Annotated in this window: 22 protein-coding genes; 12 read left to right on the top strand and 10 right to left on the bottom strand. The window is 31.3% G+C overall.

Annotated features, from left to right (window positions below; translation table 11 throughout):
- Nucleotides 1–76 precede the first annotated feature (76 nt).
- The 4 genes from alaS (at nucleotide 77) to G0Q09_RS01860 (ending at nucleotide 4,174) form a co-directional block, all read left to right on the top strand.
- Nucleotides 77–2,686: an alanine--tRNA ligase gene (alaS, locus tag G0Q09_RS01850; protein ID WP_219033788.1), complete on the top strand. Its 2,610-nt coding sequence runs from the start codon at nucleotides 77–79 to the stop codon at nucleotides 2,684–2,686.
- A 102-nt stretch (nucleotides 2,687–2,788) separates the two neighbouring features.
- The gene (locus G0Q09_RS15125; protein WP_306822314.1) at nucleotides 2,789–2,968 is read left to right on the top strand and encodes an EamA family transporter; all 180 of its coding nucleotides are present in this window, start codon (nucleotides 2,789–2,791) and stop codon (nucleotides 2,966–2,968) included.
- 322 nt (nucleotides 2,969–3,290) lie between these two features.
- Complete coding sequence (locus tag G0Q09_RS15130; protein WP_371875722.1) at nucleotides 3,291–3,698, top strand: DMT family transporter; 408 nt, start codon at nucleotides 3,291–3,293, stop codon at nucleotides 3,696–3,698.
- 80 nt (nucleotides 3,699–3,778) lie between these two features.
- Entirely contained in the window at nucleotides 3,779–4,174 is a 396-nt protein-coding gene (locus G0Q09_RS01860; protein WP_257468025.1) for a DUF805 domain-containing protein, read from the top strand.
- Nucleotides 4,175–4,189: 15 nt separating this feature from the next.
- Here the strand turns inward: G0Q09_RS01860 and G0Q09_RS01865 are convergent, their stop codons facing one another.
- Nucleotides 4,190–4,717: a hypothetical protein gene (locus G0Q09_RS01865; RefSeq protein ID WP_219033790.1), complete on the bottom strand. Its 528-nt coding sequence runs from the start codon at nucleotides 4,715–4,717 to the stop codon at nucleotides 4,190–4,192.
- 174 nt (nucleotides 4,718–4,891) lie between these two features.
- Here G0Q09_RS01865 and G0Q09_RS01870 point away from each other — a divergent pair, with 174 nt between their 5' ends.
- Together G0Q09_RS01870 and G0Q09_RS01875 are read left to right on the top strand one after the other, a co-directional pair.
- Nucleotides 4,892–5,308 (top strand): nucleoside-diphosphate kinase, encoded by a 417-nt coding sequence (locus tag G0Q09_RS01870; RefSeq protein ID WP_038330990.1) that lies wholly within the window; start codon nucleotides 4,892–4,894, stop codon nucleotides 5,306–5,308.
- Between the two features lie 100 nt (nucleotides 5,309–5,408).
- Nucleotides 5,409–5,867 carry a copper resistance protein NlpE N-terminal domain-containing protein gene (locus G0Q09_RS01875; protein ID WP_219033791.1) on the top strand — a complete coding sequence of 153 codons (459 nt, stop codon included), beginning with the start codon at nucleotides 5,409–5,411 and terminating at the stop codon, nucleotides 5,865–5,867.
- A gap of 214 nt (nucleotides 5,868–6,081) precedes the next feature.
- Here G0Q09_RS01875 and G0Q09_RS01880 read toward each other — a convergent pair whose 3' ends face one another.
- The 6 genes from G0Q09_RS01880 to G0Q09_RS01905 form a co-directional block, all read right to left on the bottom strand.
- Nucleotides 6,082–6,822, bottom strand: coding sequence for an acyl-[acyl-carrier-protein] thioesterase (locus tag G0Q09_RS01880; protein ID WP_219033792.1), 741 nt, complete (start codon nucleotides 6,820–6,822; stop codon nucleotides 6,082–6,084).
- 30 nt (nucleotides 6,823–6,852) lie between these two features.
- A complete protein-coding gene (ribH, locus tag G0Q09_RS01885) occupies nucleotides 6,853–7,350 on the bottom strand; it encodes a 6,7-dimethyl-8-ribityllumazine synthase (RefSeq protein ID WP_180905773.1) in 498 nt (165 codons plus the stop codon).
- Nucleotides 7,351–7,464: 114 nt separating this feature from the next.
- Nucleotides 7,465–8,172: a tetratricopeptide repeat protein gene (locus G0Q09_RS01890; RefSeq protein ID WP_125349548.1), complete on the bottom strand. Its 708-nt coding sequence runs from the start codon at nucleotides 8,170–8,172 to the stop codon at nucleotides 7,465–7,467.
- 74 nt (nucleotides 8,173–8,246) lie between these two features.
- Nucleotides 8,247–8,846 carry a porin family protein gene (locus G0Q09_RS01895; RefSeq protein ID WP_219033793.1) on the bottom strand — a complete coding sequence of 200 codons (600 nt, stop codon included), beginning with the start codon at nucleotides 8,844–8,846 and terminating at the stop codon, nucleotides 8,247–8,249.
- A gap of 24 nt (nucleotides 8,847–8,870) precedes the next feature.
- Complete coding sequence (locus tag G0Q09_RS01900; RefSeq protein WP_114998788.1) at nucleotides 8,871–9,638, bottom strand: ABC transporter ATP-binding protein; 768 nt, start codon at nucleotides 9,636–9,638, stop codon at nucleotides 8,871–8,873.
- On the bottom strand, nucleotides 9,638–10,384 hold the full coding sequence (locus tag G0Q09_RS01905) for an MlaE family ABC transporter permease (RefSeq protein WP_038330976.1): 747 nt from the start codon (nucleotides 10,382–10,384) through the stop codon (nucleotides 9,638–9,640). The genes G0Q09_RS01900 and G0Q09_RS01905 overlap by 1 nt, the downstream gene beginning before the upstream one ends.
- 53 nt (nucleotides 10,385–10,437) lie before the next feature.
- Between G0Q09_RS01905 and G0Q09_RS01910 the strand changes: the two genes are divergently transcribed.
- Nucleotides 10,438–11,028, top strand: coding sequence for a SprT-like domain-containing protein (locus G0Q09_RS01910; protein WP_180905771.1), 591 nt, complete (start codon nucleotides 10,438–10,440; stop codon nucleotides 11,026–11,028).
- A 9-nt stretch (nucleotides 11,029–11,037) separates the two neighbouring features.
- Entirely contained in the window at nucleotides 11,038–12,132 is a 1,095-nt protein-coding gene (locus tag G0Q09_RS01915; protein ID WP_180905770.1) for a mannose-1-phosphate guanylyltransferase, read from the top strand.
- A 57-nt stretch (nucleotides 12,133–12,189) separates the two neighbouring features.
- Here the strand turns inward: G0Q09_RS01915 and G0Q09_RS01920 are convergent, their stop codons facing one another.
- Together G0Q09_RS01920 and G0Q09_RS01925 are read right to left on the bottom strand one after the other, a co-directional pair.
- Nucleotides 12,190–13,164: a DUF8428 domain-containing protein gene (locus G0Q09_RS01920; protein WP_219033794.1), complete on the bottom strand. Its 975-nt coding sequence runs from the start codon at nucleotides 13,162–13,164 to the stop codon at nucleotides 12,190–12,192.
- 119 nt (nucleotides 13,165–13,283) lie between these two features.
- Entirely contained in the window at nucleotides 13,284–13,718 is a 435-nt protein-coding gene (locus G0Q09_RS01925) for a hypothetical protein (RefSeq protein WP_219033795.1), read from the bottom strand.
- Between the two features lie 132 nt (nucleotides 13,719–13,850).
- On the opposite strand from G0Q09_RS01925, the gene G0Q09_RS01930 reads away from it, so the two are divergent.
- The 4 genes from G0Q09_RS01930 (at nucleotide 13,851) to G0Q09_RS01945 (ending at nucleotide 19,479) form a co-directional block, all read left to right on the top strand.
- A complete protein-coding gene (locus G0Q09_RS01930; RefSeq protein WP_257468014.1) occupies nucleotides 13,851–14,705 on the top strand; it encodes a glycerophosphodiester phosphodiesterase family protein in 855 nt (284 codons plus the stop codon).
- Entirely contained in the window at nucleotides 14,706–16,304 is a 1,599-nt protein-coding gene (gene bshC / locus G0Q09_RS01935) for a bacillithiol biosynthesis cysteine-adding enzyme BshC (protein ID WP_114998742.1), read from the top strand.
- A 42-nt stretch (nucleotides 16,305–16,346) separates the two neighbouring features.
- The gene (locus G0Q09_RS01940) at nucleotides 16,347–18,194 is read left to right on the top strand and encodes a LysM peptidoglycan-binding domain-containing protein (RefSeq protein ID WP_219033797.1); all 1,848 of its coding nucleotides are present in this window, start codon (nucleotides 16,347–16,349) and stop codon (nucleotides 18,192–18,194) included.
- A gap of 115 nt (nucleotides 18,195–18,309) precedes the next feature.
- Nucleotides 18,310–19,479 carry a dicarboxylate/amino acid:cation symporter gene (locus G0Q09_RS01945; RefSeq protein WP_219033798.1) on the top strand — a complete coding sequence of 390 codons (1,170 nt, stop codon included), beginning with the start codon at nucleotides 18,310–18,312 and terminating at the stop codon, nucleotides 19,477–19,479.
- Nucleotides 19,480–19,572: 93 nt separating this feature from the next.
- Here the strand turns inward: G0Q09_RS01945 and G0Q09_RS01950 are convergent, their stop codons facing one another.
- Nucleotides 19,573–21,954, bottom strand: a complete 2,382-nt coding sequence (locus G0Q09_RS01950) for a TonB-dependent receptor (RefSeq protein ID WP_219033799.1) — start codon at nucleotides 21,952–21,954, stop codon at nucleotides 19,573–19,575.
- Nucleotides 21,955–22,069: the final 115 nt, after the last annotated feature.

The following is a 22,069-nucleotide window of genomic DNA, read 5'->3' on the forward strand; positions in this document are numbered from 1 at the left end:
TTTGTAAAACGTTTGCAAAGTAACGAATATTGTACGAGTAAACTTGTTAATCAAATGATAAAAATAATTTAATTAAATGAAATCCAAAGATATAAGAAAAGAATTTCTGCATTTTTTTGAGACAAAAGGCCACTTAATAGTAGACTCTGCGCCGATTGTTTTGAAAGACGATCCGACATTAATGTTCAATAATTCGGGGATGGCACAATTCAAAGAATATTTTTTAGGAAACGGAACTCCAAAAAGTAATCGTATCGCGGATACACAAAAATGTCTTCGTGTTTCTGGTAAACATAATGATTTGGATGATGTAGGAAAAGATACTTACCACCACACGATGTTCGAAATGTTAGGAAACTGGTCTTTTGGTGATTATTTCAAAAAAGAAGCAATCGCTTGGGCGTGGGAATTACTAACAGAAAAATACGGAATCTCTAAAGATCAAATTTATGTAACAGTTTTTGAAGGTGATAAAGGTGACGGAACATCATTAGATGAAGAAGCATTAGAACTTTGGAAACAACATATTGCTGAAGACAGAATTCTTTACGGAAATAAAAAAGATAATTTCTGGGAAATGGGTGATATCGGACCATGTGGACCATGTTCTGAAATTCATGTTGATATTCGTCCAGAAGCTGATCGTTTAGCTGTTGATGGTAAAACATTGGTTAATATGGATCACCCACAAGTTATCGAAATTTGGAACTTGGTATTTATGCAATACCAACGTAAAGCTGATGGTTCTTTAGAATCTTTACCAGCGCGACACATCGATACAGGAATGGGATTTGAGCGTTTAGCAATGGTTTTACAAGGAAAATCATCAAATTATGATACAGATGTTTTTCAACCAACAATTCAAAAATTAGAAGAAATTTCTGGTGTAAAATATGGCGCAGCAGAAAAAACAGATATCGCGATTCGTGTTGTAGTTGACCATTTACGTGCAGTTTCTTTTGCAATTGCAGACGGACAATTACCATCAAACACAGGAGCTGGATATGTAATTCGTCGTATTTTACGTCGTGCTATTTCTTACGGATATCGTTTCTTAGGTCTTAAAGAGCCTTTTATCTATAAATTATATCCAATCTTGAAAGCTGAAATGGGCGATTTCTTCCCAGAATTAGTAAAACAAGAAACAATTGTAACTGGCGTTATTCGTGAAGAAGAAGCATCTTTCTTACGTACAATTGAACAAGGATTAAATCGATTAAATCAAATCATTGAGCAATTAGGAGATTCTAAAGTTGTTCCTGGTGATGTGGTTTTCGAATTATATGACACATTTGGTTTCCCCGCAGATTTATCTCGTATTGTAGCAGAAGATCACGGTTTCACAATTGACGAAGCTGGTTTTGAAGCTGAAATGGCGAAACAAAAAGAACGTTCGAAAAAAGCAACTGCTTTAGTAACGGATGACTGGGTTATTTTAGATGATAAAGGAAACGAAACCTCTATCGCTTATGATAACACAGAAGCTGAAGTAAAAATTACACGTTACAGAAAAGTAAAAAATAAAAAAGGAGAATTTTTCCAATTAGTATTCAATCAAACGCCTTTCTATGCAGAATCTGGAGGACAAATTGGTGATACAGGATCAATTTCTACTTTGAATGAAACAATTGAAGTTGTTGACACGAAAAAAGAAAATAACTTAGTAATTCATTTCGTTGAAACTTTACCAGAAAATGTAAACGCTACATTCAATGCGAAAGTTGACACAGAAAAACGTAATGAGACAACTAAAAATCACTCTGCAACACACTTAATGCACGAAGCTTTACGCGAAGTTTTAGGAACGCACGTAGAGCAAAAAGGTTCTTATGTTGGAGATGATTATTTACGTTTTGACTTTTCTCATTTCTCTAAAATGACAGATGAAGAAATCGCAATTGTTGAGCAAAAAGTAAATGATAAAATTGCGGAAGCTTTACCACTAATCGAAAAAAGAGATTGTGATATCAACGAAGCTATCGCTGATGGAGCAATGGCTTTATTTGGTGAAAAATATGGTGATAAAGTTCGTGTGATTCGTTTCGGATCTTCAATCGAATTATGTGGTGGTACGCACGTAAAAAACACAGCAGATATTCGTTTGTTCAGAATTTTATCTGAATCTTCGACTGCTGCTGGTATTCGTCGTATCGAAGCAATTACATCAAACAAAGCTATCGAAGCATACAAAGATGCTGAGAAAAACTACAATGATGTTTTAGCTGCACTTAAAACTAAAAATGATGCGGTAAAAGCGGTTCAACATTTATTAGATGAAAATGCAGAATTGAAAAAGCAATTAGAATCTTTTGTTGCGCAACAAGCTGCTGCTGAGAAAGCGACTTGGAAAGCTGCGATTAAAGAGATTAATGGTGTTAATTTCTTAGCGGTTAAAACGAATTTAGATACAAATGCCGCAAAACAAAATGCAATTGATTTAACAAAAGAAATCGAAAATGCATTTATCGTTGTTGGTACGAATGATGCCGTAAAACCATCGATTACAATTTCTATCGCAAAAAACCTTGTAGATGAAAAAGGTTATAACGCAGGACAAATTGTAAAAGAAATCGCGAAGCATATCAATGGCGGCGGAGGTGGACAAGCTTTCTTAGCTACAGCAGGTGGTAAAGAGGTTTCTGGATTAGATGCTGCACTAAAACAAGCAGAAGATTTTGTTAAATAATAAATCTCTATTATAATACTTTAAAAGCGACTTGGTTTATCAAGTCGCTTTTTTTTATTTTTATAATTCTATTTTAGAATTAACACTTTTAACTTTTTTATCTTGAAAGAGATCAAATTATTGATTGCCGTTAGTATAGTTGCAATACTTTGGGGAACAACTTTCCTCGGAATTCGTATAGCTGTAGAAACTATTCCTGGTTGGTTTGTTGCTGAAATTCGTAAATTTTTGGCAGGACTAATTATGCTAATTATTTTACTATCTAAAAAGGAATTAAAATAGATTGTCTGGAAAAACCTTTCTTATCAACTTATCTCGCTTCATTAATGCTGATAATGGCAAATGGATTAACTACTGCTGCAGAAGAAAACTTATCGAGTATTTTAGCTGCATTAATTAGTGCAACCTTACCTATTCTCGTTTTTTTAGGAAGTATTTTATTGGCTTAAAAAAATTCAGTTAGCGTGGGTTATTAGGTGTTTTACTTTATTTTTGGGGTGGAATATTTATTTTTTGGTAGGGAAATCAAGAATTAGCAAATCTAGCATATAGAACTGGAATTATTTTACTTTTTTGTGCGATTACAGGTTGGGCAACAGGAACTATTTTCACAAAAAAAATGAATATTCAATCTAAAAATATTTCTCTCAATCTTTTTTATCAATTTATATTTGCTGAAATTGTTCAAATTATTTTTGCATTCGCTTTTACTAAAAATTATAATTTCGAGAATTGGAGTACAAAAAGTATTTCTGCCGTGCTTTATTTAGCTGTTTTTGGTTCTGTGATTACGTTTTTTTCATTTCATTATGCATTGACCAAAATTTCCCCTATACAAGTTTCTATTCTTTCTTATTTCAATACGATTATTGCAATTATTTTGAGTTGGTTAGTTCTTGACGAGCAGATTTCATCAAAGTTTATTGTCGCTACTATTCTAATTATTCTTGGTGTTTTTATTATTAACTATAAGCCAGAAATGTTCAAAACTAAACGTTTAAAAGCAGATTAAGAGTTGCGTAATAAAATTTATTTTAATATTTTTAACATAATTTAACAACTTAATCTATGATTGAAATATACAAACGAGTAATGTTTGACAATTACGCCAATTTCTCGGGAAGAGCCCGCAGAAGCGAATTTTGGTATACAACTTTAATTAATACTATATTTTTTATAATATCTTTCATTTGTTTATTTAAATTTATAAATATATCAGACATAGTTTCATATACTATTGGAGGAATAATAGTTTTATTTTTTTTTATAACTCTTATACCAAGATTAGCTTTAATAAGTAGAAGATTGCATGACACAGGAAAAAGTGGATGGTTCTATTTATTAACTTTTATACCTGGAGGAAATCTTATTTTATTAATATTTTTTATTATGGATAGTCAACCAGGTTCTAATCAATGGGGACCAAACCCAAAAGAAACTGATGATTCTATCAACGAAATAGAAAACGATTTAATCGAAAGATATTAAAATTAAAAAGCGAGATTAATTCTCGCTTTTTAATTGGATCAATTTTATCCATTGTTTTAGATTATATCGTCTAAAAATTCCGAAATAACGTTGATTAAAAGAGTTCACCCAAATCGAATTGTCTTCACAGTAAATCACAACTGTTTCGATATAATCTCTTCTTCGGTAATTGTATTTGTAAAAAATATTTCGTTCCGAATATTCAAAAAGAAACAAACCTTCTTCGTCCAATGATTGCGTAAAATTATGTTGACGCTGTGCTAATTCTTTGATTAAATTAATATTCTCACTCAACGATTTTGATGTTTTAATTTCTACAAAAAATCTGTCTTTAATTGTCGTTATTATTCGGATTCCAAAAATTAAAATCATTGAAATAAAAACAATATTCATTTCACTTGATGCATAAATAAAGAATAAAACAAGTGCAAACATCAGCCCAAAATCTAAATAATTCCACATTTCGAAAGGTAGAAAATATTTATCACCAACCTTTTTGAGTTTTGTTTTATGATGAAATGTGGAAAGATCATTTGTATTCATAAGTTTTAGATTTCTCTTAAAAATAAGAAATATTATCGAATTGAAACAATCTTAAATGAATAACAATTAACTATTTTTATTAAAATAAGAAATTTTAATTATAAAACAAAAACATTCGAATCATTTTTGTAATTTTGCATCTCAAAAAATAAGTAATAAATACAATTCAATAAAATGGCAAACATTACATTTACAATGATTAAGCCTGATGCAGTTGCAAAAGGACACATCGGAGATATTTTAAAAGACATTACTGACGCTGGTTTCAAAATTAAAGCGGCTAAAATGACTCAATTAGCAAAACAAGATGCTGAAGCATTTTACGCTATCCACGCAGAGCGTCCTTTCTTCAAGGATTTAGTAGAATTCATGACTTCTGGACCAATCGTTGCTGCAGTTTTAGAAAAAGACAACGCAGTTGCTGATTTCCGTACTTTAATCGGTGCTACTAACCCAGCTGAGGCTGCAGAAGGTACAATCCGTGCTAAATATGCTGAATCTATCGATGCTAACGCTGTTCACGGTTCTGATTCTGACGAAAATGCTGCTATTGAAGCTGCTTTCCACTTTGCTGCGAAAGAAATTTTCTAATCGAATAAGATTACAAAACATTATACAAATCCTTCTGAAAATATTCGGAAGGATTTTTTTTGGCTCAAAATTTACTTACCTTTAAATCAAATTCTAAAAAATGAAAAAAATAATTTTAGCCACATTTACAATCGCAGCTTTTGTTGTGTCAAGTTGTAAAAGCGAAACAGAACCTGTAAAAAATGATGTAGAAAATGTAGAAGATTCAGTAAAAGTTGAAGCAAAAACTGCCGAAGAATCTATTCAATACGAAGGAGCTTACAAAGGAATTTTGCCTTGTTATGAGAAAGATTGCAAAGAGGTTGAAATGGAAATAAAATTATTACCAAACAAAGGATATGTCTATTCTACAAAACGTCTGGGGTTAGATAAAATGGCAATTATGACATCTGGAACTTTTCAGTTTAAAGAAGATGGAAATACAATTGTTTTTCCTGAAATTGCCAATGTTCCGAATGCTTTTTTGGTTGAAGAGGGAAAAATTACTCAGTTAAATAAAAATCAGAAGAAAATAGAATCGGCCGATTCTGCTAAATTTGTTTTGACAAAAGAAAAATAGATAAAAAAAGGTTTCGATATGAAACCTTTTTTTATTGTAATAATTTTAGATTCTTTGATAAACTCAGAATAATTGTTTTCAAAACTCTGATAAAGTAAATGTCATTCCGACGAAAGGAGGAATCTGAGATTCTTCATTCCACTTACGTTGCATTCTGACTTATTATCCATAAGTCATGTTGAACTCATTTCTACATCGCATTATACAAAGTATTTTACCTCAACTCCAATCGACAAACGAAGTTTACTTTTTCTTGATTAACAACTTTAAACTGAATTAAATTCTTAGTTTCTAATTTCTGAATTTCTATTTTGTCATGTAAACTTAATTCTTTCAAGAAATTCATATCAATCGCTTTGATACGATGTTTGAATATTATTTCAGGATCAATAGTATTCAAACACCAATCCAAATATTTGGTATTATTTGCGTGTTTTACGATATCTAAATCAGAAAACTGAACTTTATATTGAATAACTTCTGTTGGTTCAAAATCGATGTTTAAAATCGAATTCTCGACTTCCGTTGGTTTCAGATCAGGAAAACGTTCAATGTGAGATGAATCAATTTGAAGAATATCAGGACGACGTTTTTCTGTATTGAAAACCGCCCACAAACTTGAAGCTCCAATTAATTTTTTTCCATTTTTCTCGATTGTAAAATCACGAATAGATTTTGCACCTTTCAATACTTCAATCCAAGTTTTTACATCAACAAAATCTGTCCAAGAAGGTAATTCATCAATCTCAATTCGAAGTCGATTCATTACCCAAGATTGATTAAATTCTTGTAAATCAAAGAAACCTAAACCTCCTTTTATCGCGTGTTCTGAAGCAGTTAATTGAAAAAGATTTGCCATTTCAGACAATTTCATCTTACCTGTCGGATCACATTGAGAAAAATAAATCTCCCAATTTTTCGTATAAATTGATTTAAAATCTTCTGCTATTGGCATCGATAAAGTTTTGAATCTATCATTCTAAAATTATTTACCTAATTTCTTTTTCATATCCGCCATCATAACCGCAGCTACACCAGCTTCAACTCCTTTATTTCCATGTTTTCCGCCAGAACGATCAATTGATTGCTGTTCATTTTCGTCTGTTAAAACACAAAAAATAATTGGCATATTGTGTTTGATATTCAAATCTTTGATTCCTTGTGTCACACCTTGACAAACATAATCAAAATGCGCTGTTGCTCCACGAATCACACATCCAACAACGATAATTCCGTCCAAATCTGGATGAACTTGCGCGACTTTATCAGCTCCATAAATCAACTCAAAACTACCAGGAACTTCATATAATGTAACATCATCAGGATTTGCGCCCAAATCAATCAATGTATCTTTTGCTCCATCTCGCAAATTAAATGTGATATGATTATTCCATTCAGATGTAATGATTGCAAACTTAGAGCCCGCTACATTTGGTAATTCTGCTTTATTATATTGAGATAAATTTTTATTTTCTGTTGCCATTTTGTTTAAAATTTGAATGGTAAAATTACAAAAATGATTTAGGATAAACTTTGATTTGAATCAATAAAAAAAGCCGAACAATTTGTTCGGCTTGTAATTATCTTTTGAAGTGAATTATTTCGCAGTTTCAGAAGCGTATTTTAAACGCTCAATAAACTTCGCAGTTTCACCATTATTTGCATTTGGATATTTATCCTCTAAAGCTTGAAAATATTTTAAAGCATCAGCATTTTTACCTAATTCCATCGCAATTTCACCCGCTTTTGTATAGTAAGTCGATTGTAATGTTTCAACTTCTGTCGCTTCAGCAGCTTTTACATAGTAAGGTAAACCTTCTTCTAATTTGTTAGAAGCAACTAATGCATTTCCTAACATACCATATTTTTGCGCCAACATTACATTGTCATCTGTGTCAAAATCTTCTAATAATTTTACCGCAGATGCGTAATCTCCTAATTTATAATAAGAACTTGCCGCTTTGAAACGTGCTAAATTACCAGCATCAGTATTTCCATATTCATCAACAATTTGTTGTAAACCTTGGAAACTTCCTGCGCTACCATTAAGAGCAACGTTAATAGAATCTTGATCAAAAAGACGTTCTGCTTGAACCATTTCTTTGAAAGCGTCTTCTGATTTAGGTTCTACGACTAATTTTAAGTAAGCAAAATAACCTAAAACAGCTACAATAATTACTCCTAAACCAATACCAATTGCTTTAGCATATTTTTCAACAAAAAACTCTACGTTGAAAGCTGTTCTATCTAATTTTTCTACGAATTGCTCTGTAGCGAATTCTTCTTTTTTATTATTTTTTGCCATTTTAATAATTTACGAGGTTGCAAAAATACAATTTGGAACAAATATATCCAATAAATTTATTTACAAACAACCTTTTAGAATAAATATGCTACTGATAAGTTTAACATTTGCGGACGATTTTCTGTTCTATATTGTCCATTTGATCCGTTCAAAATGTCAGATCCAACTTTTCCTAAACCGAATTCGTAACGTAAATCGAATAATAATTTAGAAACTTCTACACCTGCACCAATTTGCATTCCGACATTAAATTCGTCTTGTTTTGCAGTTGTAAAATCTTTTACAGATAATTTATCATCAAAATAGTAAGAGAAAACTGGACCAGCTTGAATATGTCCGATTCCTAAAAATCTTTTTCCAACATTTACAGGAATATCCATACGTTTTTTAGTTACATTCAGTTTTTGTCCATCAACATCATATTCATTTTTGAATTGCGTATACAATAACTCTGGTTGAATGTAAATTCCTGCTAAAGAGACACGAGCTAAAGCACCAGCTTGAAACCCTGCAGAAGCTTTCCCATCTTTCTTGAAAATATTTCCAGCATCTTCCCAAACTTTTCCTTTATCTGTATTGAAAACAGCTCCTCCTTTGATACCAAAATTGATATTTTGTGCTGTTGCAAAATTTGCAGCTAAACCTACAATTGCAGTTAAAATTAATTTTTTCATAGAATTTTTATTTTTATTGATTTATTATTGTTCTTTTAATAAGGCTTCTCTTAGTTTCTTGAAAAGATTTGACGAATATACAAAATCAATAACATTTGGATTATCAGCCACCAAAATCTCCTCTTTTGTCCCTTCCCATTCCAAGAAACCATTTTTTAAGAAAACAATATGATCTCCAATTTCCATTACCGAGTTCATATCGTGTGTATTTACAACGGTTGTTGTGTTGTATTCTTTTGTGATATCATAAATTAATTGGTCGATAACTAACGCCGTTTTCGGGTCAAGACCAGAGTTTGGTTCATCAGCAAATAAATATTTTGGATTATTTACAATCGCGCGCGCAATCGCCACACGTTTTTGCATTCCTCCAGATATTTCTGACGGATATTTTTTAAGCGCTGTACGAGCTATTTCTACACGATCTAACACTTCACGCGCACGTTTTTCGGCATCAGCATTTGACATATCCGAAAACATTTGCAATGGAAATTTTACATTTTCTACAATATTCATCGTATCATACAAAGCCGAACCTTGGAAAACTACTCCAATTTCTGAACGTAAACGTTGTTTTTCTTTGTAATCAAACTCGATCATATTATCTCCTTCGTACAAAATTTGACCTGAAGTTGGTGTTAATAATCCAATCAAATTTTTCAAGAAAACTGTTTTTCCAGAACCACTTTGACCAATAATCAAACTAACTTTTCCTTTCTCGAAAGTGACAGAAAAACCTTTCAGAACTTCTACTGCATCAAATGATTTTCTGATATCTTTTACTTCAATCATTAGCTCAAAATTGTTTGTGTTAATATTAAGTTGATCACAATAATTGCTACTGATGTCCATACAACAGCTGTTGTTGCAGAACGACCAACTTCTAACGAACCTCCTTTTACTTTATAACCATAGTATGCCGGAATTGTTGCGATAACAAACGCGAATACCATTGTTTTAAGGAATGTATAGACAAACAATTTTGTTGCCATATTCATTTGTAAACCTGTAATAAAATCGGCTGCCGACCATAGTTTTGTAAAAACTCCAATATAATAACCGCCTAATAATCCAAATCCGATAGAAATCATAACCAATAAAGGATTGAAAAATACACAGGCGATAATTTTTGGTAAAATCAAGAAGTTTGCAGAATTGATCCCCATTACATCTAACGCGTCAATTTGTTCTGTAACACGCATAGTTCCGATACTCGATGCGATGTACGAACCTACTTTACCAACTAAAATTAGCGACATAATGGTTGGGGCAAACTCTAACACCAAAACCACTTTGGTCGCATAACCAATGTAAGCATCTGGAACAGGAATAGACGCTCCCTGAAAGTTTTTCGCCATTTGTATTGCTACAACTGCACCCATAAATGTTGAGATAAAGGTTACAATTCCCAAAGAGTTGACACCTAAATCATATATTTCTCTAACGGTCAATTTCCAGAAAACGCTCAATTTTTGAGGTTTGCTAAATACTTTACCCATAAGCATAAAGTATGACCCTAAATTTTCGATTAGTTTCATTACGACAAAATTAATATTTTTATTGGAAAGGCTTTTTATTTATCTTGCACAATGTGAATTTAGAACATTTAACTTCTTATCTCCCTCATAATGCAGACTTGTATGTAAAAAAGTGGTTAGAAAATCATTTTATAACGTTAAAAATTACAAGAAGACGTGAAACTAAGTTGGGAGATTATCGCAAATTGGTCGAAAATAATCGTCATCAAATTACAGTGAATGGCGACTTAAATCAGTATGCTTTCTTTTTTGTTTTTACACATGAAGTGGCGCATCTCAAAACTTTTGTTCAGTTTGATTCGCGTAAAATAAATCCGCATGGAAAAGAATGGAAAACCATTTTTGGGCATTTATTATTAGAATCTCTTCACATTTATCCCGAAGAATTGCAACCGTATATTCTTCATCATGCCAAACATCCGAAAGCGAGTTTAGGAGCAGATATTAATATCTCAAAATATATTATAGATGATAAAAATCCTGCTCAAATTTATCTTGAAGATTTGGAGGATGGTACAATATTTTCGATAGGAAAAAGAATCTTTAAAAAAGAATCTAAAAGAAAATTAAGGTATCTTTGTTTAGAGTTGAAAACCAAGAAAAAATATTTGATAAACGCAACTGCAACTGTAAATAAACTTTAAAAGACAATCATGAATAATAAAGATAACTACGCTGTTATCCTTGCCAGTGGTACAGGAGTGAGATTATGGCCTTTGAGTACAATTAAAAAACCAAAACAATTTCATGATTTATTAGGAATAGGAAAAACTTTTATTCAATTAACGTATAATCGCCTTAAAAAAGTCGTTCCGCAAGAAAATATTTTCATTGTAACTATTCAAGATTATAAAGAGATTGTAAAAGAACAATTACCAGATTTTGAGGATAAAAATTTTATCATCGAACCAAGAGTCATGAATACCGCAGCTTGTAATTTATTGGCCGCAATGACAATCCAACAATTTAATCCAAATGCAAAATTGATTATTTCTCCTTCAGATCATTTTATTTTTGATGAAGATGAATTTGTAGAAAAAGTAAATCTTGCTTTCGAGGATGCTGACAACGATCGATTGATTACTTTGGGAGTAGCTCCAACGCGTCCAGATGTTAATTACAGTTATATTCAGTTCATCGAAAATACAACACCTATAAAAAAAGTAAAATCTTATATCGATAAACCTGATTTAGAATTTGCTGAATCTTTTATAACGAGTGGTGAATTTATTTGGAATACAGGAATCCTTGTTTGGTCTGTAGATAGTATTGTAAAAGCTTTTCAACAACATTTACCTTCGATGAAAGAAACTTTAAAAAAATATTTTGATCTTGATCGTTCTTTACAAAATACAGAAACTTTAAAACCTATTTACACAACGTTAGACGTAACTTCTATCAACAAAGGAATTTTAGAACAAGCAGATAATGTTTATGTCATTCCAACAACTTTTGGCTGGAGTGATATTGGAACTTGGTCTGCAATCAACGAAAAGTATAAATACACAGGTGAAGATCAGGACGAAAATCACAATACATTATTATGCAAACATTTTTCTGGTTACAACGCTAAAAATAATTTTATTTATTCTACACAAGACAAAGCTATTATTATTGATGGATTAGACAATTATGTGGTTATTAATTCGGAGAAAGGATTACTCATTTGTCCTCGAAGCAATGTACAGTTTATAAAAACTTATGTGAGCGATTTGAAATTACAGAAAAACGGAGAAAAATATTGTTAATAAAAAAACTCTTCAAGAATCTTGAAGAGTTTTTTTATGTATTTATAATTTTAATATTTATCGAAGTGTAATCACATTTTGACCAACTTTGTATCCATTTTGGTAAATATCGATTTTATATTCACCTTTTGGAAAGTCATAATCAACCCAGTCAAAATTAACTCTTGAACCAGACATATTATTGTAATTAACTTTTACACGATCAGAATATTCTACAGAAGATCCAGAACGTAAAGTTGTTTCACCTGCATCAGCACCTTTAAATTTTCCTATCTCGCCGCTTGGTTTATAAATAGATACATACAATTCTTTGGTTTCTGAAGTCGCATTCAAGTTTTTATCCAAATCAAAAGATACTCTAACTTTATCAATTCTTCTTGCTCGCGTTGTTTCCACTTCTTTTCCGCTTGATTTTACTCTCAAACCTTTAATCGTATAATTTGAAATCGATAAAGTAGAATTTGTCTCTTTGATTAAATTCTGATGATTTTCTTTTTCAGTACTCAAATTTGATTCAACCGTTTTTTTCTGCTCATTCAAATGAGAATTTTCCGAAGTTAACTCTGTATTTTTGTTTGTCAGCTTTTTATTTTCGTCTTTCAAGCGAACAATTTCTTCTTTATAAACTTTAATATCTGCTTGTAAAGAAGTAATCAATCGTTTAGCACGCTGCAATTCTCCATTTGTAATGCCTTCTTTATTTAAGATTGATTGAATTTCTTTTTGTTTCTCCAAAATCAATCGATCTTGATAACTTAAAGAAGAATCTTTTTTTACAACACGAGTTTTAGCATCATCAAAATCAGATCTAATTATACGTAATTCTTGTTTCAGAATTTCTCTAGATCGTTCCAAATCATTGATATCACTTTGCATTTCTATCGAAGATTTTGCATTTGCTTCTTTAGAATATACAATATACCCAATAGCTAATAACAGGGCTACTGCTAAAACAGCAATAATAATATTCTTTACGAATTCATTTTTATGTTTAGGGTTTGTAGAGGGTTCAAGATCTTTGTATTCAGTCATTTTAATTATTTCGAGGAAAAATTATTAAATCAAAAATTAAACCAATTTTATAATAATTAATAACTAATGTTAAATTTAACATTTACAAATTGTAATAAAACTTAATAAATAAAGACTTTTTAATCGTATGTCTCTTTTTTAATGTCTTCAGAAGCTTCGTCTAATTTATTTTCGGCTTTTGTTTTTAATTCATCAGCTTTTTCTTCCAATTCTGTTTTTTCTTCTTTAAAAGTTTCTTTCAAATCCGAAACTTTCTCTTTCACAAAAGCACTTGTTTCTTTCATTTGCTTTTCCGCAATATCTTTTACTTCGTTATAATCTTGCTTCGATCTTTCTTTAAAATCTCTAGCGGCTTCTTTCGATTGTTCTTTCAGATCACCAGAAGCATCTTTTATATTATTGATTGTTTTACGCGCAAAATCCGATGCATCATCTGCAATCAATGTTCCTGCTTTTTTCACAGTTGCCGAAACATCGTCAAATTTATCTCCCGCAACATCAATCGCGGTTTCCGTTTTTCCTAAAATTCTTTTCAAAAAAGTTCTAAGTCCCATAATAATTTATTTTGTTGATTATTTTCAGTTTAAATTTACAGCTTCATTCGTAATTTTAGAATGAATTAATTTAATTTTTTATTTAAAAAAATGAATTTCAACTATTTTAAACGATATTATCTCCGAATTTTAATGTTCAGTTTACTAACTATTTTTAGTTGTAATCCGAAGAAAAATCAATCCGAAACACATCAAAATACTTCATCCGAAGAAATATCCTTCAAATATTCGACCAAAAATAAAAACTTTGTCAGCGCACATCGTGGCGGAAGTGGAATACATGGTTTTCCTGAAAATTGTGTCGAAACTTTTGAACATCTTTATCAAAAAGGAATACAAATTTTTGAGATTGATGTTGCCGAAACAAAGGATAATCAACTTATTTTAATGCACGATAATTCGTTGCAACGAACAAGCACAGGGCGACAAGATGTCAATCAAGTTGACTTAAAAACCATTAAGGAATACTTTTTGGTAGATGATTTTGGACAACAAACGTCATACAAAATTCCGACTTTTGCAGAAGCGCTAAATTGGGGGAAAAGTAAACCGATTTATTTTATGGTTGACATCAAAAAAGGTGTTGATTATCGTGATATTGTGAAGACAATAGAACATGTAAACATGCAAAAACAGGTTGTTTTGGTGACGTATACAGTTGGTCAAGCGAAAAAGTTGCATCAACTTGCGCCAGATATGCTATTGTCTGTTTCGATGCGAAACGAACGCGAATTTAATGAAATGATGAACAGCGGAATTCCGACTGACAAAATGGTTGCCTTTACAGGAACTCGACGCAATGACAAATCATTTTTAAACAAAATTCATGACAAGGATATTTTGGTCATTTTTGGGACGTTAGGAAACTTAGACAAAAGTGTTTCGGCGAGAAATGGACAACTTTACCGCGATTTAGAAAAAGATGGTGTCGACATTTTTGCAACAGACAGAGCAATGGATGTACATCAAACGATTAATAAAAATTAAATGGAAACAATATCACTTAAGGATTCAAATTATTTTTCAAAATTGATGCTAAATTATATCAATCAAGACGAGGATTTGAAAAACTTCTACAACCTATTTCCAACCAAAGAAAACTATATAAAACAAGCGAAAAATAAGCTTGGACATTATAAAAATAGAGCAATTCTTGTTGAACAAATTTCGAAACAATTAGGTCATTTAGATTTATCGGAAAAGCAACAAAATAATCTACAAAAATTAAGAGAAAAGAATACAGTAACAATTACGACTGGACATCAATTAAATTTATTTACAGGTCCAATTTTCTTTTTTTATAAAATTTTGCAAGTTATCAAAGCATGCGAAGAATTGAATAATGAACAAAGTGAAATCAATTTTGTTCCGATGTTTTGGATGGCGACAGAAGATCACGATTTCGAAGAAATTAATCATTTCAAATTTGGAGATCGAATTATTCATTGGGAAAAAGAATTTGGTGGACCAGTTGGTCGTTTATCAACAAACGGTTTACAAAAAGTTTTTGATTCATTTTTGTCATTAATTCCAAATGGAAAAAAGAAAACTGAATTGCAAAATTTGATTGAAGCATCTTATTTATCGAATGATAATTTGACAGACGCAACACGAAAATTGGTTCATTTATTATTCAAAGATCTTGGATTGTTGATGATTGATGGAGATGATAAAGAATTGAAAAAATTGATGATTCCAACTTTTGAAGAAGAATTAATTCAGTCAATATCGTTCAAAAAAGTAATACCTCAAAATGAGAAATTAGAACAATTGGGGTATTCTATTCAAGTGAATCCTCGTGAGATAAATTTGTTTTATATCAATCAAAATAATTCGCGCGAACGTATTGTTGAACAAAATGGAACGTATTTTGTCAATAACACTTCAATCAAATTTTCGAAAGAAGAAATTATTGCCGATTTACATCAAAATCCAGATAAATTTAGCCCAAATGTGATTTTGAGACCATTGTACCAAGAAACAATTTTACCAAATGTTGCCTATGTTGGCGGCGGTGGCGAAATGGCTTATTGGTTACAACTGAAAGAAATGTTCAATCAATTTGAAGTTGATTTTCCACTTTTAGTTTTGAGAAATTCATTGTTAATCCGAACTGAAAAACAATACGAAAAACAACAAAAATTAGATCTATCAAACGAAGATTTATTTTCGAATAGTTTAGCAATCACAAAAAAACGTTCGATAAATTCATCAGAAATTGCTCCAAAACTTCCTGAATTGGAAGAAGAATTAAAAAGCATTTTTGAACGTTTGGAACATTTGAGTTCGTTAACAGAATCTTCTTTTGCCGATATGATACAAGCGCAGCGTACAAAACAATTGAAAGGTTTTGAGAAAATAAAACAACGTTTGGTGCATGCAGAAGTGAAAAAAAATGAAGATTTATTGAAGAGAATCGAGCAATTATTAAATGATCTTTCTCAACAAAATGGTTTGCAAGAACGTGTGAAAAATTTTGCTGATTTTGATTACATTAATATTCAGTATTTCATTGATTTTATTGAAGATAGTCTTCGACCTTTTGAATTTGAGTTCATCATAAATACATTGAAAGAGGAACTCTAAACAAAACATAATTTGTATATTTGACCACGAAAATTCATCTAAATGAAAAAAATATTAGCTTTATTGTTATTTGTTGGTGCATCAGCACTTTATGCTCAACAAAAAACGCATACAGTTCAAGCAAAAGAAACCGTTTACGGAATTTCGAAGCAATATGGTGTTTCGCAAGAAGAATTGTATAAAGCCAATCCTAAAATTGAAAAAAATGGGATTCATCCAGGTGATTTGATTGTGATTCCAGGTAAAGGAACTACGACAACCAAACCAACTGAAACCAATACACAAACGACTACGTCAAACGTAAAAATTTCGGACGATAATTATCAATATATTACAATTGAGCCGAAAGAAACGGTTTACAATTTGACAAAAAAATATAAAATTTCGGAAGAAACATTGAACTCATTAAACCCTCAAATCAAAGAAAGAGGTTTAGAAATTGGTGACGTAATCAAGCTTCCAAAAGATGTGACAAATAAAGTTTTTTCTGTTCCAAAAGGAACGCATTTAATCAAAAAAGGAGAAACTTTATACACTTTAGCAAAACAGTATAATGTAAGTGTTGACGATTTATATGCAGAAAATCCAGCTTTACAAACAGGTGTAAAAGAAGGAATGGTGATAACGATTCCTAAAAAATCTGGTTCTGTTGTAATCGAAGAAAACACGATCAACTATGTTGTTCAGAATGGAGATTCGGCTTACGGAATTTTAGAAAAATACAACACGAATTTAGATGAGTTATTGCGTTTAAATCCTGATTTAATCAATGGTTTAAAAGCTGGAATGACACTTAAAATTCCATTGCAAAAAAATGCTAAAATCATCAAATACGGAACTGCAGGAAAGTTGAAACGTGCTAATGACAATGAAATTAATGTTGCTATTATGCTACCTTTTGATGTTGCAAATAATCCGCAATTAAAAAATTCGCAAGCAATGCAATTTTTTACTGGAGCTAAATTAGCGTTGACTCATTTGGCGAAAAAAGGTAAAAATGTAAATGTGAAAGTGATCGATACGAAAAACGGAAACTTGCAAGATATTTTATCAACAACAGATTTTAGTAAAACGGATGCTGTTATCGGCCCGTTGAACACGTCTGATATTACAGAAGTTGCCAACTTCTTCAGTAATTCTGGTATCGCTGTGATTTCGCCTTATGCAAATGACGATTCGTTAAATTCTTTCAATGATTTATTGATTTCTAATCCAAAAGATGAAGTAATTGCAGATCAAATCATCGAAGAAATTGGGAAAAACTTTGCTGGAGAACAAGTTTATTTATTAACAAATCGTGACGATCAAGAGTTAGCAAGTTATACGAAAAAACAATTAGAAAAACAGTTGAAAGCAAATGTTGTCATTGTAGATAGTGTTGCAAAAATTGTTCAACCACACGATAAAGTTAACGGTGAAGATTATTATACGCCAATTATTACGGTTTTAGTTGGTGATGATGATAATTTGGGAAAACAATATTTAGAAAAATTAAAAACATTTAACAAAGACAATATCAAAGCTTACGGAATAAAATCGGTTTCGGTTTATGATGTTTATAACGCAGATAATGCAAAAAATATCGATGCATTCCGCGAATTTGGTTTTTTGTTTAGTACTGCGCGTTTAATCAATACAAGAGATACGGAAGTGCAAAGTGTGATCAAAGATTTCAAAGAAGTTTATTGTGAATTTCCGACGCGTTACGAGCAATTAGGTTACGATGTAACGTATGATATTGTGGACAGAATGAATAATAAAGGTGATGTTACCAACAATATTACGACAGAAAACACACGTTTGGCGTCAAAATTTGCTTACAAAAAAATAAGCGGAAGTAAAGCTTATACGAACGATGCGAGCCGAATTGTACGTTTACCTAAAAAATAATTTTATCAAAAATTATATACCAAAAAGCGATGCTAAATTTTAGTATCGCTTTTTTCTTTTTATCAACATTTAGAATTAAAACCTTGTATTGAACGGATTTTTTCTAAATTTGACTATGCACAAACTTAAAGACAATTTACTCGTAAAAGTTATTCTTGCCATTGTACTTGGAATTTCACTCGGCGGAATAATACCAGAAGCTATTGGTCGTATTTTTATGACTTTCAATGATTTTTTTAGCGAATTACTTAACTTTTTAATCCCATTAATCATTGTTGGATTAATCGTTCCATCAATTGGAAGATTAGGACAAACAGCCGGAAAATTATTATTAGCAACCGTTTTAATTGCTTACGGATCAACCATTTTTTCAGGATTACTAGGCTACTCAGCGAGTATGTCTATTTTTCCACAATTATTAGAACATCAAACTGGGCAAATTAATTTAGCAGAAAAAGCCAAAGAATTTACACCATACTTTTCGATAGAGTTTCCTCCGTTATTTGATGTAATGCCAGCTTTGGTATTTTCATTTCTTTTCGGAATTGGATTATCACGATTAAAAGATTCGACTTTTGGAAAATTTGCAGATGATTTCGAAGAAATTATTACGTATTTAATTCAAAATTTAATCATTCCATTATTACCAATTTTCATTTTCGGAATCTTCTTGAACATGTCATATTCAGGGCAAGTGGTGACAATTATGAATGTATTTTTGAAAATAATTGGTGTAATTTTCGTGCTACATGTTTTCTTGTTAGTGCTTCAATTTACAATTGCTGGAATTATCGCGAAAAAGAATCCTTTTACTATGTTGAAATTAATGTTACCAGCTTATTTCACAGCCTTAGGAACACAATCTTCAGCGGCTACAATTCCTGTAACAATTGCGCAAGTAAAGAAAATTGGAGTTCGCGACGAAATTGCCAATTTCGCTGTGCCGTTGTGTGCGACAATTCACTTATCTGGCTCGATGTTAAAAATCGTTTGTTGTTGTTTAGCATTGATGTTAATCCAAGGAATAGAAATTGATTTTGTTCAATTTTTAGGATTTATCATGATGCTTGGAATTGCGATGGTTGCAGCGCCTGGCGTTCCTGGTGGAGCGATTATGGCAGCGATTGGAATTATTGCTTCGATGTTAGGATTTAATGCAGAAAATCAAGCATTGATGATTGCACTTTATATCGCAATGGATAGTTTTGGAACAGCAGGAAATGTAACTGGAGATGGAGCTATTGCTGTAACGTTGAATAAATTATTCAAAAAAGAAGTTCAATAAAAAAAATATTAACCCAAATAAAAAAAGAGTTCCAAAAATATTGGAACTCTTTTTAGTTTTAAGAATATTTAAATAAATGAAGAATGTTTTTTTTTATTGTATACCGATTCCACCACCGTTTTGCTCTGTTTTATTTTGCTGAGCTTCGGCTCTTGATTTAACTTTTCCTCCAAAATTGTAAGTAAATCCTAAGTAAGCTGTTTGAGATTCCCAGTTGAAGTTTGCATATCCATAATATGGATCATCCATATGAACTCTTGCACGCATCGTTTTGAAAACATCATTAACACGAGCAGACAAAGAAGCTTTTCCGTCCATAAACGTGTAACGTAAACCTAAATCCATTCGCCACATTTCTAACATTTCTCCTTGTAAAAATTTAGTTTTACCTCTAAAGAATCCAAATTGTTGTAAACTTAATTTCTTAGATAAATTATACGTATTATTCATACGAGCAGAAAATACATTTGCTGTAATTTTCTTGTGGTCATTTTGCATTTCAGAAGAAGTAAAATCACCTGCCAAATAAACATTCATCCATTTAGCCAATTTATAATTCCAGCTTGCTTCAACTCCAAATTTATTTACTTTATCGTAGTTCAAATTGTACTGAATAATTGCAGACTCGATATCTTCATCCTTTTTGAATGATTGAATGATATTGTCTTTTACACTTCTGTAAAATAAATTCGCAGAAATAGAACCTTTTGTTAATTGTTTTAAATAACCAATTTCATAAGAATCTGTATATTCTGGACGAAGATTTGGATTTCCTTCGCTCGACATTAATGCTGTTGAATATTGAGGAACTGGAGTTAATTGATAAATTCCTGGTCGATTAATTCGTCGGCTATAGTTTAATGATAATTGTGCTTTTTCAGTCAAATCATACGTTAAGAAAGCCGAAGGAAATAAATCTGTATAATCTTTTTTCAGAGTTCCTGCTTCATTTGGTGAATAAAACCAATCTGCATTATCTTCAACACGCTCTAAACGTAATCCAACTTGCGCTCCAAACTTATTAAATTTCTGTTTGTAATTTGTATAAGCAGAATAAAACGAACGATCGAACTGAAAATCTACTGACGGATTATATATATTTCCATTAAGAGGATTTGTTAATTCTTTCGTAGAATCCATATCATTATCATTAGACTCTTTACGATATTGAATTCCTGCTTCTAATTTTCCTGCATTTTCAATTTGATTGGTATAATCTAAATTAATACGAGTTGTTTGCGTTTTATCGTAACGATATTCTTGATAAAACTCGTCTTTTGGAAATGTATTTAAGTAATCTCTGTCATCATCCTCTTTATTAATCGAATAAAATGCATCTAAAACAAGATTGTGATCTTTTTTATTAAAATCTAATTTGTAATTCAAACTATAATCAGAACTTCTTGAATCTGACCAAATATCATTTCTATTTAATTTATTAAAATTAGTTTTTAAAACATTTGTATTGATTAAAGCAGCATGATCTCCATCCCACTGATTTGTATAAATCGTTAAAGCATTTTTATCATTGATAAACCAATCGAATCCTGCTTTATACGATAAATTTCTATTTTTTGTATTTTGAATATCAAATAATTGATCAATTTGATCATCATAATTACGACCAATACCATTTTGTTTTGCTGGACGATCAGCGTAATTAATATTTCCAAATAAATTGAACTTTCCTACATTCACATTTGTATTCAATGATGTATTGAAACGGCTTTTCTTTCCTTGTTCATAACCTGCAATCAACCCAATATTATAACCTTTTTTAGTTCCTTTTACCAAAACAATATTGATGATTCCAGAATTTCCATCCGCTTCATATTTTGCTGAAGGATTGGTAATAATTTCAATTCGTTGAATTTGATTCGAAGGAATTTGCTTTAACAATTGCGCTGCTGACTGAGAAGAAGGTTTACCATCTACAAAAACTTTTACATTCTCGTTTCCTCTTAATGACAATGCTCCTGTTTGTTGATCCACATTTACAGACGGAATATTATTCAGAACAGAAGCAGCATCAGATCCAGCAGATACCAAATCGTTCCCAACTTCAACAATACGTTTATCAATTTCATTACGATATTGAGAAACTTCTGCACGAACGAAAGCACCTTTCAATTCTACAGTTTCAGTTTTAGCAGTTTCTAAAATGATGTTACCTAAATTTAACTCACCTCCTTTTACTTCTGCAGTTGTTACAGATTGTTGATAACCAAATTCTGTAATCACCAAACGATAACTTCCGTCTTCTAAATCTGGAATCTCGAATGTTCCGTCTGCGTTCGCATACACTTCATCGAATAATTCTTTTGAATCTGCTTTATAAATCTGAATCGCAGCCATACCAACCGCTTCATTTTTTGCATTTTCAATCTTTCCTTTCACAGGATGTTGTTCCTGCGAGAATCCGTAAATAGAGCAAACGGAGAAAAGAATAGCTAAAGTAAATTTGTTTAATCTCATAGTTAATATTTTTTAATAGTACTATGTTTTACATAATACATAGTAAGAGTTGTCCGTACTTTTTCCTAATTAGACGATCTAAAAAATGTTTTGTTACAAAATATTTAAACTTTTT

It is taken from the genome of Empedobacter falsenii (assembly GCF_019308355.1).
Taxonomy (GTDB): domain Bacteria; phylum Bacteroidota; class Bacteroidia; order Flavobacteriales; family Weeksellaceae; genus Empedobacter; species Empedobacter falsenii_B.